Origin of the sequence: Xanthomonas dyei (genome assembly GCF_002939865.1) — a bacterium.
In the GTDB taxonomy this organism is placed as follows: Bacteria; Pseudomonadota; Gammaproteobacteria; order Xanthomonadales; family Xanthomonadaceae; genus Xanthomonas; species Xanthomonas dyei.
Map to the genome: position 1 here is coordinate 70,532 of NZ_MDEE01000002.1, position 14,989 is coordinate 85,520.

The window sequence follows — 14,989 nt, forward strand, 5'->3', positions numbered from 1 at the left end:
GCATTCGGTGCATCTCAGTGCCAATGCACCGATGCGGGGATGTCATCGCACTGCAATGCATCGCTTATGCCTGTAGACATGCGCAATTGTGCGTAAAGGAATGTGGGCTGTCGCAGAAAAGTCAGGACATGTTCACGCATATTTTATTTGGTCGGGGTGTAGATTCATCACCAAGGACGACGTGGAGTACGCGCGTCGTTCTAGCTCCTCATTCGCAGCATGTCGTCTGGCCACATCGGCAGACGATGGTTTTCGCTTCGCCGTTTTCCGTCTCCACCCACTTTACGACGGACGTTTAGATGGTTGCCACGATGCCGCTTCACGCCAGCACTGCACGCCTAGAGCGCAGCACGATGATCCCCACGCTGAAGAAGAGCGGGCGGCCGCGTGATGCACGCGGGCGGTTCATTCGCCATCACGAGCGATTGCCGGTGTCGCTGGCCGATACGCGCGGTGCATTGTTCGTGGTGTCGGAGATGGCCGACTTCATCAAGGCCGGCGGTCTGGGCGATGTCGCGGCGGCATTGCCGCGCGCGCTGCGCCACCGCTACGACGTGCGTGTGTTGATCCCTGGGTATCGGGCGGTGCTCGAGCGCGCCGGCAAGGTGGAGATCGTGGGCCGCGTGTTGGCGCATGCCGCGCTGCCGGCCTGCGACATCGGCCGCATCGTGCAGTCCGATGGCCTGCCGATCTACATCCTGCTGTCCAAGGAACTGTTCGAACGCGATGGCTCGCCGTATGTGAGTACCAGCGGTTCGGAGTTCGAAGACAACGCGATCCGCTTCGCCACCTTGTCGCATGCCGCCGCGCAGATTGCCGCCGGTCATGCCGGCCTGGGCTGGAAGCCGCGCCTGCTGCATCTCAACGACTGGCCGTGCGCGCTGGCGGCCGGTTACGTGCGTTGGTCCGGCGGCACCACCCCGTGCCTGTTGACCATCCACAACCTGGCCTACCAGGGCCTGGTGCCGTATTCGATGGCCTCGGCACTGGGCATCCCGGCCGAAAGGGTGGCCGAGCTGGAGTTCTACGGGCAGATGTCGTTCCTGCGTGGCGGCATCGTCAATGCCGACCACGTCAACACCGTCAGCATCAGCTATGCCAAACAGATCACCGGCCCGGCGCAAGGCTGCGGGCTGGACCGGCTGCTGGCCGGTCGCGCCGCCAAGGGCGCGCTGACCGGCATCGTCAACGGCATCGACGCCAGCTGGGACCCGCGCACCGACGCCCACCTGGATGCGCACTTCAGCGTGAACCAGTGGCAGGGCCGGCAGGCCAATGCCGCCCAGGTGCGCAAGGCCTTCGGGCTGCGCGACAGCACCGGGCCGTTGTTTGCGGTGGTGTCGCGGCTGGTGCATCAGAAAGGTCTGGACCTGATCTGCGAGGTGGCCCCGCAGATCGTGGCGGCCGGCGGCCAGATCGCCGTGATCGGCGGTGGCGAGCCGGAGATCGAACAACAGGTGGCCGAGCTGACCCGCCGGTATCCCGGCCAGGTCGGTGCCTTCATCGGCTTCGAGGAAGGCCTGGCGCGGCGCATGTTCGCCGGTGCGGACTTCCTGCTGATGCCGTCGCGCTTCGAGCCCTGCGGCCTGAGCCAGATGTACGCGCAGCGCTTCGGCTGCCTGCCGATCGCACACGCCACCGGCGGGCTGATCGATACCGTGGACGACGGCGTCACCGGATTCCTGTTCCAGCACGCCAGCGTGGAGGCCCTGCGCCGCTGCCTGGAACGCGCGTTCCGCACGTTCCGCTTGCCCAGCCTGCTGTCGGCGATGCGTCGCGCGGCCATGCTGCGGCCCAGCGGCTGGGATGTGGCCGGCAAGAAGTATCTGTCCCTTTACGAACGCACCGCCGCAACCGCACCTGCGCTTGCGACGGTGTCATGAGCGAACGGTTGGGCGTGCAAGGGCAGGGAACGGAAGGCGAGGCTGTGACCACGGAAGGAGTGTCTGATAGCGCGCTTGCCTTGCAGGCGCTGGCCGACGGAGCGCCCACCGACGCGTTCGCGGTGCTGGGCCCGCATCTGCAGGCCGATGGCCGCCGCCGTGTTCGGGTGCTGGCACCTGGCGCCGAGGCGATGGGCCTGATCGATCCACGCGGCAAGTTGCTGGCGCGCATGCAGGCCGGCGCGGTCGATGGCGTATTCGAAGGCGAGCTGGCGGTCGATGGCCCGTATCGGCTGCGCATCGTCTGGCCTGACGTGGTGCAGGAGATCGAAGACCCGTACGCGTTCGCCCCCACCCTGGACGAGTCGCTGCTGCTGCAGATCGCCGCCGGCGACGGGCAGGCGTTGCGCAGCGCGCTGGGCGCACAGCATCTGCGCTGCGGCGATGTGCCGGGCGTGCGCTTTGCGGTCTGGGCGCCACACGCCCAGCGCGTGGCAGTGGTGGGCGACTTCAACGGCTGGGAGGCGCGGCGGCATCCCATGCGTCAGCGTCTGGGCGGCTTCTGGGAGCTGTTCCTGCCGCGTGTGGAAGCCGGCGCCCGCTACAAATACGCGATCACCGCCGACGACGGCCGTGTGCTGCTCAAGGCCGACCCGGTCGCACGCCAAAGCGAGCTGCCGCCGGCCACCGCCTCGGTGGTGCCCGGCGGCGCCGCGTTTGCGTGGACCGATGCAGAGTGGATGGGAAAGCGTGCGGTGCAGGCATTGCCGGCGCCGATGTCCATCTACGAGGTGCACGCCGCCTCGTGGCGCCGCGATGGCCACAACCAGCCGCTGGACTGGACCACCCTGGCCGAGCAGCTGATCCCCTACGTGCAGGAACTGGGCTTCACCCATCTCGAGTTGCTGCCGATCACCGAGCACCCGTTTGGCGGCTCGTGGGGCTACCAGCCGCTGGGCCTGTATGCCCCGACCGCGCGGCACGGCAGCCCGGATGGCTTTGCGCAGTTCGTCGATGCCTGCCACCGTGCCGGCATCGGCGTGATCCTGGATTGGGTCAGCGCGCACTTCCCCGACGATGCGCACGGCCTGGCGCAGTTCGATGGCGCCGCGCTGTACGAGCATGCCGACCCGCGCGAAGGCATGCATCGCGACTGGAATACGCTGATCTACAACTACGGCCGCCCGGAAGTGACCGCCTATCTGCTGGGCAGCGCGCTGGAATGGATCGACCATTACCACCTCGACGGCCTGCGCGTGGATGCGGTGGCCTCGATGCTGTACCGCGATTACGGCCGTGCCGAAGGCGAGTGGGTGCCCAACGCGCATGGCGGCCGCGAGAATCTGGAGGCGGTGGCGTTCCTGCGCCAGCTCAACCGTGAGATTGCCGCGCGCCATCCGGGCGTGCTGACCATTGCCGAAGAATCCACCGCCTGGCCTGGCGTGACCGCGCCGATCAGCGATGGCGGTCTGGGCTTTACCCACAAATGGAACATGGGCTGGATGCACGACACGCTGAGCTACATGCAGCGCGATCCGGCCGAGCGCGCGCAGCACCACAGCCAGCTCACCTTCGGCCTGGTGTACGCGTTCTCCGAACGCTTCGTGCTGCCGCTCTCGCACGACGAAGTGGTGCATGGCACCGGCGGCCTGCTTGGGCAGATGCCGGGCGACGACTGGCGCCGCTTCGCCAACCTGCGCGCCTACCTGGCGCTGATGTGGGCGCATCCGGGCGACAAACTGCTTTTCATGGGCGCCGAATTCGGCCAGTGGAGCGACTGGAATCACGACCAGTCGTTGGACTGGCATCTGCTCGACGGCGCGCCGCATCGCGGCGTGCAGCAACTGGTGGGCGATCTCAATGCCACCTTGCGCCGCGTGCCGGCGCTGTATCGCGGCACGCATCGCGCCGAGGGGTTCGATTGGAGCGTGGCCGACGACGCACGCAACAGCGTGCTGGCCTTCATTCGTCACGATCCCGAAGGCGGTGCGCCGCCGTTGCTGGCGGTGAGCAACCTCACCCCGCAACCGCAGCACGACTACCGCGTGGGAGTGCCGCGTGCCGGCATCTGGCGCGAAATCCTCAACACCGACAGTGCCCACTACGGCGGCAGCAACCTCGGCAACAGCGGTCCTCTTGCGACCGAGCCGATGGGCATGCATGGGCATACGCAACGTCTGCGCCTGACCCTGCCGCCGCTGGCCACGATCTACCTGCAAGCGGAGAAATAACAATGAACCAGCGCAACGACATCATCCCGGCCTGGGGCGCATGGCCAGCGGGTGAGGGACAGGTGCGCTTCGCGCTCTGGGCACCGGACGCAACGCGCGTGGAAGTGGTCTTCGACGACGGTACGCGCAGCGCGCTGCAGGCCGGGCAGGACGGGTTCTTCACCGCCACCCTGGCCTGCGCGGCAACTGCGCGCTATCGCTACAGCGTCGATGGCGGCGAGCCGGTGCCGGACCCGGCCTCGCGCTGGCAGCCCGATGGCGTGCACGGCCCCAGCGCCGTGCAGCCCACCGACTGCTACCGCTGGCGCAACACCCAGTGGCAGGGCCGTCCGTGGGACGAGGCGGTGATCTATGAGCTGCACGTGGGCACCTGCGGCGGCTATGCCGGCGTGCAGGCGCAGTTGCCGCAGCTGGCCGCGATGGGCATCACCGCCATCGAGCTGATGCCGTTGAGCGCCTTCCCCGGTGCGCACAACTGGGGCTACGACGGCGTGCTGCCGTATGCGCCGGCCGACGCCTATGGCACACCGGACGACCTCAAGGCGTTGATTGATGCCGCGCACGGCCACGGCCTGATGGTGTTGCTGGACGTGGTCTACAACCACTTCGGCCCGGACGGCAATTACCTGCACAGCTATGCCGGCGCGTTCTTCAATGCAGACAAGCCCACTCCGTGGGGCGCGGCCATCGACTTCCACAAGCCGCCGGTGCAGCGCTATTTTCTCGATAACGCATTGATGTGGTTGCACGAATACCGCTTTGACGGCTTGCGCCTGGATGCGGTGCATGCGATCACGCCCAATGCGTTTCTGGACACTTTGCGCCAGACCGTGGAGACCAGCCTGCCGTCTGGCCGCCACGTGCATCTGGTGCTGGAAAACGAGGCCAACCAGGCCTCGCAACTGCAACGCGGCTATACCGCGCAGTGGGACGACGATTTCCACAACGCACTGCATGTGTTGCTGACCGGCGAGGCCGAAGGCTATTACGCCGCCTTCGCCGACAAGCCCACCGAGCATCTGGCGCGTGTGCTCGGCGAAGGCTTTGCATATCAGGGCGAGCCGGACCCGCGTGGTCACGTGCGTGGCGAGCCCAGTGGTGCGTTGCCGCCTTACAAGTTTGTGGTGTTTGCGCAGAATCACGACCAGATCGGCAACCGTGCGCGTGGCGAGCGGCTGACCGTGCTGGTATCGCAACCGCGCTTGCGCGCAGCGTTGGCGTTGACCGCCTTGACGCCGATGATTCCGCTGTTTTTCATGGGCGAGCCCTGGGGTGCGACGCAGCCGTTCCTGTTCTTCACCGACTTCGGTCCGCTGCTGGATGAGGCGGTGCGCGAAGGCCGCCGTCGCGAGTTCGCGCACTTTGCCGCGTTCGCCGACGAGGCGCAGCGCGCCACCATTCCCGACCCCAATAGTCATGCCACCTTCGCCGCCTCGCGCTCGCCGATCGACGATGCGGCGCACGGCGACGGCGCGCAGTGGGCAGCGTGGTTCACTGCGCTGCTCGCCGTGCGTCGCCAGTGGTTGGTGCCCGGTCTTGCCGACGCGCGTGCGGTAAGCGCCAGCGTGCTGGCCGATGGCGCGCTCACCGCCACCTGGGAGCTGCCGGGCGGGCTGTGGCATATCGCCTTCAACGTCGGCCGCGCGGCCGTGCCGCTGCCGCCGCTGCGTGGGCGGGTGGCATTTGCCGAAAACGTGGAGACGTCCGCGCAGCAGTTGCCGGTCGACAGTTTCATCGCCTGGCACGAGGACCGCACATGAGCACGAACACCTTGCACACCCTGGCCGCCGCGGCCGGGGTGATGGTGGAGTGGGTGGACGCCAGCGACCAACCGCGACAGGTCTCCGAGCAGTCGGTGCAGGCGGTATTGACCGCCCTCGAACTGCCATCGGCCACTGCCGCACAACGCGAAGACAGCCTGCGTCGCTGCAAGGCGCAGGCAGACGAACCGGCCGCGCTGCTCACCGTGCAGGTGGGCGCGCCGTTGCCGTTGCGCGTTGCCGCCAATGCGAGTGGCCGCTGGACCGATGACAGCGGCAGCAGCGAAGAAGCACGTGCGGATGCGCAGGGGCAATTGCTTGCACCGCAGCGTTTTGGTTATTGGACGCTGCAGATCGGTGCGCTGACCCAGCAGGTGGCAGTCGCGCCGCAACGCTGTTTCAGCGTGGCCGATGCCTGCGGCCAGCCGTCGCCGCGTGCCTGGGGCATGGCGCTGCAGGTGTATTCGGCCTGCAGCCTCGATGATGGCGGCATCGGCGACGCTGCCGGTGCCGTCGAGTGGCTGCGGCACGCGGCGCTGGCCGGCGCCGATGCGCTGGCACTGAGCCCGGTGCATGCCTCGCGCCCGATCACCGGCGGTTACAGCCCGTATTCGCCCAGCGACCGGCGCTTTTTCGATCCCTTGCATGCCGCACCGGTCCGCGTGTTGGGCGAACTGGCGCTGGAGGCGATCGACGAGATCGCAGGCCTGCGCCAGCGCTTCGATACGCTGCACACCAATGCATTGATCGATTGGCCGGCCTCGGCGCAGGCCAAGTGGGAGTTGTTGCGCCATCTGCACGCGCGCGTGGCGCCGGATCATGCCGATCTGCTCGCCTTCCGTACTGCAGGCGGTGCAGCGCTGGACGGATTCGCACGCTTCGCCGCGCAGGATTACGGCGACAACGATCCGCAGCTGCATGTGTTCACCCAATGGCTGGCAGCGCGCAGTTGGTCCGATGCGCAGCGCGAAGCGCACGAGCGCGGCATGAAGATCGGACTGATCGCCGATCTGGCGGTGGGCTTCGACCCCAACGGTGCCGAAGCCGCTGCCGCCGCAGAGACGGTGTTGCGTGGCCTGGTGCTGGGCGCGCCGCCGGATGCCTTCAATGCCGATGGCCAGCACTGGGGCATCGGTGCGTATTCGCCCACCGCCTTGCGACGCAGCGGGTTTGCGCCGTACATCGCGCTGCTACGCGCGGTGCTGCGCGATCGCGGCGGGATCCGCATCGATCACATTCTTGGCCTGTTGCGGTTGTGGGTGGTACCCGAGGGTGCCGGCTCCAACGAAGGCGCGTATCTGGCATACCCGCTGCACGATCTGCTCAATCTGCTGGCGCTGGAATCGTGGCGCCATCGCGCCATTGTGATCGGCGAAGATCTGGGCGTGGTGCCGCCGGGCATCCGCGAAGAACTCTCGCGCCGCGGGGTGATGGGCATCGATGTGCTGATGTTCACCCGCGACGAAGATGGTGCATTCATTGCGCCCGGCTTGTGGCGCCCGGATGCGGTGGCCACCACCACCACGCACGATCTGCCCACGCTCACCGGCTGGCGCGCTGGCCGCGATATCGACTGGCGACGCAAGCTCGCGCTGATCAAGCCTGAGCAAGCAAGCGACGACGCAAACCACCGCAGCAAGGATGTCGCGCGGCTGGATGCAGCGGTGGAGCACGTCGGCCTGTCCAGCGACGATGCGCTGCTGGGTGCGCTGCGGTTTACCGCCAGCAGCGTGTCGCCGCTGGCCTTGCTGCCGGCCGAAGACGCACTGGCGCTGGACGAACAACCCAATCTGCCGGGCACCGTCGAAGTCCATCCCAACTGGCGTCGACGCCTGCCCGATCCCTTGCCGCATGCGCGCCTGACCACGGCGCTGCAGGGCTTTGCCGAGGCGCGTCGCGTCGCGGCCGTTTCGGAACCACAGTCATGATCGATCTTCGCGCCACCGCCCGCCTGCAGCTGCATGCCGGCTTCACCTTGCACGATGCGCTTGCGCAGGTGCCGTACTACGCTGGCCTTGGCATCAGTCATCTGTATCTGTCGCCGATCGGCACTGCGGTGCCGGGCTCCACGCACGGCTACGACAATATCGACCCGTCCGTGGTCAACCCGGAACTCGGTGGCGAAGCGGCGTTGATCGCGTTGTCGCAGGCGGCGCGCGAACACGGCATGGGTCTGATCGCCGACATCGTGCCCAACCACATGGCCACCCAGGCGCAAAACGCCTGGTGGTGGGATGTGTTGCGCAACGGCCGCAGCGCCAAGCATGCCGACTGGTTCGATATCGATTGGCGTGCGCCGGGCCGCGATGGAAAGGTGTGGCTGGCAGTGCTGGACCGCCCGTACGCCACCGCGCTGGCCGACGGCTTGATCACGCTGGTGATCCAGGACGACGGCAGTGCCGCGCTGGCGCATTACGACCAGCGTTACCCGATCCGTCCGCAGACGCTGGAGATCCCGGAACCATCCGCACGGGCGCAGTGGTTACGCGACTACAACGACGGTGCCAAACGTGGCGATGGCCGCCTGCACAAGGTGATCGAACGCCAGCCGTATCGATTGAACTGGTGGCGGGTGGGCAACGACATGCTCAATTACCGCCGTTTCTTCGACATCACCTCGCTGGTGGCGTTGCGGGTCGAGCTGCCGGCGGTGTTCGATGCGGTGCATGCGCTGCCGCTGCGGTTGGTGGCCGAAGGGCATCTGGACGGCCTGCGCATCGATCACGTGGACGGGCTCACCGACCCCACCGGCTACGTGCGCAAGCTGCGCAGCCGGCTCGATGCAGCCGGGCGCACGCGCGGGCTCAAGCCCGGCACGCTGGGCCTGTATCTGGAAAAGATCCTCGCCCCCGGCGAGTATCTACCGGCCGACTGGCCCTGCGATGGCACCACCGGTTACGACTTCATGGACCAGGTCGGCGGCGTGTTGCACGACGCGGCCGGCTTCAAACCATTGGCGCGTGCCTGGCAACGCGTGAGCGGACGCAGTGGCGACTTCGCGCAGGAAGAACGCGCGGCCCGCGATGAAATCCTGCGTGGTCCGCTGCAGACCGAATTCAATCGTACCGTGGGTGCGTTGTCGGCGCTGGCACGCCTGGACCCGCCCACGCGCGAGTTCAGCCCGCAGATGCTGGCACGCGGTCTGTGCGTGCTGCTGCGCTGGTTCCCGGTGTACCGCACCTATGCAAGTGCCAAGGGCGTTACCGGCAGCGAGGCAGAGCGGCTGCGCACCACCGCTGCGCGTGCTCGCGAGGGCATGCCGGAGTCGATCGTTGCAGCGGTCGACGCCATCGAGCGCTGGTTGCTGGACGATGCCGGTGCCGACCGCGCGCAGATCGCCTTGCGGCGCATCCTGCGCCGCCGCGTGGAGCAGCTGTCCGCACCGCTCAATGCCAAGGCCGTGGAAGACACCGCGTTCTACCGGCACGGCGTGCTGTTGTCGCGCAACGAGGTCGGCAGCCATCCGACCCACTTCGCCAACGAGGCCGCCGAGTTCCACGCGCAGAATCAGCAGCGCGCCAAGCACTATCCGCGCGCGCTGCTGGCCACTGCCACCCACGATCACAAGCGCGGCGAAGACCTGCGCATGCGGTTGGCGGTGCTGTCCGAGCAGCCGAAGTGGTGGGTCGAGCAGAGCGCCCAGTTCGACGCCCTGGCCGAAACGCTGGATTCGCCGGCGCTGGCCGGTGGCGACCAGCAAATGCTGTGGCAGACGCTGGTGGCGGCCTGGCCCATCGGGCTGGGCGCCGATCAGGCCGAGCCGCTCGCCGCCTATGCCGAGCGCGTGGCGCAGTGGCTGCTCAAGGCGGTGCGCGAAGCCAAGTTGCATACCAGCTGGACCGACGGCTCTGCCGAGTACGAACAGGCCGTGCAGGCGACGGTGGAGCAGGTGCTGATCAGCCGCGCCGGGCTGCCGCTGCGCCGCGCGCTGCTACGCGCCAGCAACCATATCGCCGCCGCCGGTGCGCGTAATTCGCTGGTGCAAACTACCTTGCGCCTGACCGTGCCCGGTGTGCCCGACCTGTATCAGGGCACCGAAGGCTGGGATCTGTCGCTGGTGGACCCGGACAACCGCCGCCCGGTGGATTACACACAGCGGCAGCAGTGGCTGCAGCAGGCGCGCGACTTCAATACCTTGCTGCGCAGCTGGCGCGATGGCGCAGCCAAGGCGCGCCTCACCGCTTTGTTGCTACAACTACGTCGCGAACATCCGGCGCTATTTGCGAAGGGCGACTACCAGCCAGTGAACGTTGCTGTCAGCGGCGCTGCGCAGGTGCTGGCGTTCCGTCGTCAGTATCGCGGCCAGTCGTTGGTGGTGGCGGTTACCCGGCTGGGCGCAGGCGCCCACAGCGACGGCGATCTGCCGTTGCTGGTGCCGCCGGCCAATTGGGGTCAGGCGTCGTTGGCATTGCCGGACGCCACATACCGTAATGTGCTCGACGGCAGCACGCTGCAGCCGCAGCGCGGCCGCGTGGCGCTATCCACGGTGTTTGCACGTGCGCCAGTGGCAGTGTTGTTGATCCCGTAATCGACCTTGAGGCAACTGTACGCAATGAATGACACGGAACGGCAAGCGCGGCTTCGCCAGTTGGCACAGGAGATCTGGGAGGCCGAAGGCCGCCCGGACGGGCATGCGGACCGCCACTGGGCCATGGCCGAGCGGCTGGTGGATGCCGAAGAACGCGCGGCCGAGCAGGCCGCCGAGCACGCGGCCACGCCGATCACTGCGCGCCAGTAACGCGGTGTCTGCCACCTTGCATGGGTTGTGCTGCCTGCTCATGCACGCGTGCACAGCCCGCCGCAGCCGCACACCGCGCACTGTCTTGAGTTCACCGTTCTAAGGAGTTACCGATGGCCACTCGCAAGTTCACTCAGCGCTCGCGCATCCGCGAAGGCCGTCCCAACCCCCTCGGCGCCACCTGGGATGGTCTGGGCGTCAACTTTGCGCTGTATTCGCGTAACGCCACGCGCGTGGAGTTGTGCCTGTTCGACGAGCGCGGCCGCGAGCAGGAGCGCTTGGCGCTGCCCGAATACACCGACGAAGTCTGGCACGGCTATCTGCCGGATGCGCGCCCGGGCCAGCTGTACGGCTACCGCGTGCATGGGCCCTATGCCCCCGAGGCCGGTCATCGCTTCAACCACAACAAGCTGCTGCTGGATCCGTATGCCAAGCAGATCGTCGGCGAACTCAAATGGGCGCCGCACCTGTTCGGCTACACCATCGGGCATCGCGACAAGGACCTGAGCTTCGATCGCCGCGACAGCGCGGCCTTCATGCCCAAATCCGCGGTGATCGACCCGGCCTTTACCTGGGGCCAGGACCGCCCGCCGCAGACGCCCTGGAACCGCACGGTGATCTACGAAGCGCACGTGCGCGGGTTGAGCATGCTGCACCCGGCGGTGCCGCCGGAAGAACGCGGCACCTTCTCGGCCTTGAAGACAGACGAACTGATCGACCATATCAGCTCGCTCGGCGTCACTGCGGTGGAACTGCTCCCCGTTCACGCCTTCGTCGACGACCAATACCTGCTGGAAAAAGGCCTGCGCAATTACTGGGGCTACAACACGCTCGGGTTCTTTGCGCCGCAGGGCCGCTACATGTCCACGCGCACCGTGGCCGAGTTCAAGCAGATGGTGGCGCGGCTGCACCACGCCGGCCTGGAAGTGCTGCTGGACGTGGTCTACAACCACACCGCCGAAGGCAACGAGCTGGGGCCGACGCTGTCGTTCAAGGGCATCGACAACGCCAGCTACTATCGCCTGGCCGACGATCGCCGCTTCTACATCAACGACACCGGTACCGGGAATACCTTCGACCTGACCAACGTCGGCGCGCTGCGCATGGTGATGGATTCGCTGCGCTACTGGGTGCAGGAAATGCATGTGGACGGCTTCCGCTTCGATCTGGCCAGCATCCTCGGCCGCGAGCGTTATGGCTTCGATCCGTCGGGCAGCTTTCTGGATGCGGTGCGGCAGGACCCGGTGCTGAGCCAGACCAAGTTGATCGCCGAGCCCTGGGATATCGGCCCTGGTGGTTACCAGGTGGGTAATTTCCCGCCGGGTTGGGTGGAGTGGAACGACAAGTTCCGCGACAACGTGCGTGCGTTCTGGCGCGGCGATGGCGGGCAACTGGCCGAGCTGGCTACGCGCCTGACCGGCTCTGCCGATCTGTTCGATCACAGCGGCCGCCGCCCGACTGCGTCGGTCAACTTCGTCACCGCGCACGATGGGTTTACCTTGCGCGATCTGGTCAGTTACGAGGGCAAGCACAACCTCGCCAACGGCGAAGACGGCAGGGACGGCAGCGATCACAATATCTCCGCCAATTACGGTGTCGAAGGCGACACCAACGACCCGGCGATCAAGCAGCTGCGCCGTCAGCAGATGCGCAACCTGCTCGCCACCTTGCTGCTGTCGCAAGGCACACCGATGCTGCTGGCCGGCGATGAATTCGGCCATAGCCAGAACGGCAACAACAACGCCTATTGCCAGGACAACGAGCTCAGCTGGATCGACTGGACCGCCGCCACCAAGGCTGCCGCTGCCGATCAGGCCGCGTTCGTGCGCCGCTTGATTCGCATCCGTCAGCGTTACCCATTGCTGCATCGCGCACGCTTTTTCGACGGCAAGTTCGACGAAGCGCTGGGCTTGCGGGATCTCACCTGGCTGGCGCCCAACGGCACCGAGATGGATGAAGCCGGCTGGCACGACCCGGAAGCGCGCGCATTGATGCTGCGCCTGGACGGCCGCTCGCCGACCACCGGCCTGCGCGAGATCGCCGCCAACGTCACCTTGCTGATGCTGATCAATGCCGCCTCCACCACTGTGTCGTTCACGCTGCCGGCCATGCACGACGAACACTGGCGCGTGCTGGTCGATACCGCACGTCACGGCGGCCGCGTGGTGGCCGGCGGCAGCGAGTGGAAGGCGCCCGCGCATTCGCTCACCTTGCTGGCAGTGGAGCGCGACCGCGTGATCAGCAGTGCGCGCATCGTCTCCGAGGGTGGGCGTTGATGAGCGGAGTGGCCTGATGGATGTGTTGTTGGCAGGGGCGACCGGTCTGGTCGGCAAACAGGTGTTGCAGCAGTTGCTCGCCGATGCGCGCTGCACGGGTGTGGTGGCGCTGACGCGTCGCCCGTTGACGCAGATTCATCCCAAACTGCGCAACCAGGTGATCGACTTCGAGCGCCTGGACCACTGGACTGCACCGCGCATGGAAGCGGCCATCTGCGCGCTGGGCAGCACCATGAAACATGCCGGTTCGCGCGAGGCCTTCTACCGCATCGACCACGACTACCCGCTGGCTCTGGCGCGCGCTGCCTGCGCGCAGGGTACCTCGGTGTTCGTACTGAACTCGGCGGCCGGCGCGGACGCGCACTCGCGCATCTTCTATAACCGCGTCAAGGGCGAACTGGAGTGCGATCTACGCACGATCGGCTTCCCCTCGCTGACCTTCGTACGCCCCGGGCTGATCGGCGGTGAGCGCGAAGAACGCCGCACCGGCGAACACCTCGGCAGCGTGGTGCTGGGCGCACTCGGCCCGATCCTGCCACGGCGCTTTCGCATCAATCCGGCCGAGCGCATTGCCGCCGCGATGGTCGCCGCCGCGTTAGCGCCGGCACGTGGCGAGCATAGTGTCGAGGCGGCGGAGTTGGCTGGCTGAGCGTTGCCACCGCCATGCAGCGGTGCCAGGCGGTGGCAGCGAATGGAGACAGGTTGCTGCGAATGCAGAGCGCAACGACTGCGTTTGTAGGAGCGTGCCTGTGCGCGACGCGGCATTACCGAGATGGCCTCATCGCGCAACAGCGCGCTCCCGCCAAGCGTTGCGCACTGGCATTCCTGCACCAAGCCTGCGCTGATCACACCCCCAACGACTGCCCGCCATCCACCGCCAGCACCTGCCCGGTGATCCAGCGCGCCTGCGGCGATGCGAGGAACAGTGCGGCATCGGCGATGTGCTGCACCTGCCCGAAGCCGCCGAATGGAATGCTGTCGCGGATGCGTGCGTAGAGTTCCGGTTCGTCGCGACGCCGCTTGTCCCAGAGTCCATCCGGGAACTCGATGGAGCCCGGTGCGATCGCATTGACGCGGATGCGGTCGCGCGCAAGTTCGGCGGCCAGTGTGGTGGTGTAGTAATTGAGCGCGGCCTTGGCGGTGGAATAGGCGATCGCGCGCGGTGTGGGGCGCTGCGCGTTGATCGAGCTGATGTTGAGGATCACCGCTGCGGCGCTGGTGCGCAGATGCGGCAGCGCGGCGCGGTTGCAGCGCACGGCCGCCATCAGGTCGACGTCCAGCCCTGCCTGCCAACTGGCGTCGTCGTTGCCATGCCCGTAGCCGGAGGCGTTGTTGATCACCACGTCCAGGCCGCCCAGCGCCTGCGCTGCGGCCTGCACATACGCCTCGATCTGCGCTGCGTCGGCAAGATCGCAGGGCAGGGTATGTACCGGCGTGCCGTAGGCTTCCAGTGTCTGCGCCGCCTGGGTCAGGCCGTCTGCACTGCGCGCGCAGATCGATACGTGAGCGCCGCTGCGCACGAACGCCTCGGCGATCGCCAGGCCGATGCCGCGGCTACCCCCGGCGATCAGCACGCGTTGCGCACGGTGTGCAGAAAGAGGCATGGCGTTACTCATTGCGGAAAACCCGCATTATCGAACAGCTTGGTGCCGACATGGCCGCTGCGTGCGCTGGCCGTTGTGCTGTCCAGGTGTAAGGCGTCATCGCATAAAGCGTTGCAACAGTCTGCACAGCGCTGCCCACGTCGATTGAAGTCGTTCGACAACACCTGATACTGCGCTTAGAGCAGCTAACAGGAGGACTGCGCAGCCGTCAGGCGGGCGCAGCCGGTGCTCGGTGCCCGGTGCCCGGTGCGGCATGTACCACTCGTCTACTTCGGTTCTTGTGCGCTTTCCGCACTCACCTGACGACTGCTCGCTACGTTTTGTCAGCCGCTCTTGGTTCGGATACAGACGCCCTGACATAAAACACGGTCGCCGGCGCGACATCAGCGCTGGCACAGAGTCGCCACCATCTCCACGATCACACCAGCACCCAGCACCCAGCACCCAGCACCAGCTCCCAGTACCAGCTCCCAACACCCAACACCCAGCACCAACAC

General features: G+C 66.8%; 9 protein-coding genes and 1 other RNA gene. 9 read left to right on the forward strand and 1 reads right to left on the reverse strand.

Translation table 11 applies throughout. The features are described from left to right. The first annotated feature begins 299 nt into the window (after positions 1-299). From glgA to XdyCFBP7245_RS02920, 8 genes are all read left to right on the forward strand, one after another. Entirely contained in the window at positions 300-1,883 is a 1,584-nt protein-coding gene (glgA, locus tag XdyCFBP7245_RS02885; protein WP_104614311.1) for a glycogen synthase GlgA, read from the forward strand. Further along, complete coding sequence (locus tag XdyCFBP7245_RS02890; protein WP_170068475.1) at positions 1,880-4,114, forward strand: 1,4-alpha-glucan branching enzyme; 2,235 nt, start codon at positions 1,880-1,882, stop codon at positions 4,112-4,114. The genes glgA and XdyCFBP7245_RS02890 overlap by 4 nt, the downstream gene beginning before the upstream one ends. 2 nt (positions 4,115-4,116) lie before the next feature. Continuing rightward, a complete protein-coding gene (gene treZ, locus XdyCFBP7245_RS02895) occupies positions 4,117-5,874 on the forward strand; it encodes a malto-oligosyltrehalose trehalohydrolase (RefSeq protein WP_104614312.1) in 1,758 nt (585 codons plus the stop codon). Further along, positions 5,871-7,802 carry a 4-alpha-glucanotransferase gene (locus tag XdyCFBP7245_RS02900; RefSeq protein ID WP_104614313.1) on the forward strand — a complete coding sequence of 644 codons (1,932 nt, stop codon included), beginning with the start codon at positions 5,871-5,873 and terminating at the stop codon, positions 7,800-7,802. Before treZ ends, XdyCFBP7245_RS02900 begins: the two co-directional genes overlap by 4 nt. Beyond that, positions 7,799-10,402: a malto-oligosyltrehalose synthase gene (gene treY / locus XdyCFBP7245_RS02905; protein ID WP_104614314.1), complete on the forward strand. Its 2,604-nt coding sequence runs from the start codon at positions 7,799-7,801 to the stop codon at positions 10,400-10,402. Before XdyCFBP7245_RS02900 ends, treY begins: the two co-directional genes overlap by 4 nt. A 24-nt stretch (positions 10,403-10,426) precedes the next feature. Beyond that, positions 10,427-10,612, forward strand: coding sequence for a DUF2934 domain-containing protein (locus tag XdyCFBP7245_RS02910; protein WP_039424237.1), 186 nt, complete (start codon positions 10,427-10,429; stop codon positions 10,610-10,612). Positions 10,613-10,725: 113 nt separating this feature from the next. Next, the gene (gene glgX / locus XdyCFBP7245_RS02915) at positions 10,726-12,888 is read left to right on the forward strand and encodes a glycogen debranching protein GlgX (RefSeq protein WP_104614315.1); all 2,163 of its coding nucleotides are present in this window, start codon (positions 10,726-10,728) and stop codon (positions 12,886-12,888) included. 16 nt (positions 12,889-12,904) lie between these two features. Further along, on the forward strand, positions 12,905-13,537 hold the full coding sequence (locus XdyCFBP7245_RS02920; RefSeq protein ID WP_104614316.1) for an NAD-dependent epimerase/dehydratase family protein: 633 nt from the start codon (positions 12,905-12,907) through the stop codon (positions 13,535-13,537). Between the two features lie 196 nt (positions 13,538-13,733). On the opposite strand, the gene XdyCFBP7245_RS02925 is transcribed toward XdyCFBP7245_RS02920, so the two are convergent. Further along, a complete protein-coding gene (locus XdyCFBP7245_RS02925) occupies positions 13,734-14,492 on the reverse strand; it encodes an SDR family NAD(P)-dependent oxidoreductase (RefSeq protein WP_104614317.1) in 759 nt (252 codons plus the stop codon). 253 nt (positions 14,493-14,745) lie between these two features. On the opposite strand from XdyCFBP7245_RS02925, the gene XdyCFBP7245_RS02930 reads away from it, so the two are divergent. Continuing rightward, positions 14,746-14,821: non-coding RNA, sX9 sRNA (locus XdyCFBP7245_RS02930), on the forward strand. Positions 14,822-14,989 lie beyond the last annotated feature (168 nt).

What these genes read in the sequence shown, in the direction of transcription:
- XdyCFBP7245_RS02920 (WP_104614316.1), top strand. Translation starts at nt 12,905, where the DNA reads ATGGATGTGTTGTTGGCAGGGGCGACCGGTCTGGTCGGCAAACAGGTG.
- XdyCFBP7245_RS02900 (WP_104614313.1), top strand. Translation starts at nt 5,871, where the DNA reads ATGAGCACGAACACCTTGCACACCCTGGCCGCCGCGGCCGGGGTGATG.
- XdyCFBP7245_RS02925 (WP_104614317.1), bottom strand. Translation starts at nt 14,492, where the DNA reads ATGCCTCTTTCTGCACACCGTGCGCAACGCGTGCTGATCGCCGGGGGT.
- glgA (WP_104614311.1), top strand. Translation starts at nt 300, where the DNA reads ATGGTTGCCACGATGCCGCTTCACGCCAGCACTGCACGCCTAGAGCGC.
- treZ (WP_104614312.1), top strand. Translation starts at nt 4,117, where the DNA reads ATGAACCAGCGCAACGACATCATCCCGGCCTGGGGCGCATGGCCAGCG.
- XdyCFBP7245_RS02890 (WP_170068475.1), top strand. Translation starts at nt 1,880, where the DNA reads ATGAGCGAACGGTTGGGCGTGCAAGGGCAGGGAACGGAAGGCGAGGCT.
- treY (WP_104614314.1), top strand. Translation starts at nt 7,799, where the DNA reads ATGATCGATCTTCGCGCCACCGCCCGCCTGCAGCTGCATGCCGGCTTC.
- XdyCFBP7245_RS02910 (WP_039424237.1), top strand. Translation starts at nt 10,427, where the DNA reads ATGAATGACACGGAACGGCAAGCGCGGCTTCGCCAGTTGGCACAGGAG.
- glgX (WP_104614315.1), top strand. Translation starts at nt 10,726, where the DNA reads ATGGCCACTCGCAAGTTCACTCAGCGCTCGCGCATCCGCGAAGGCCGT.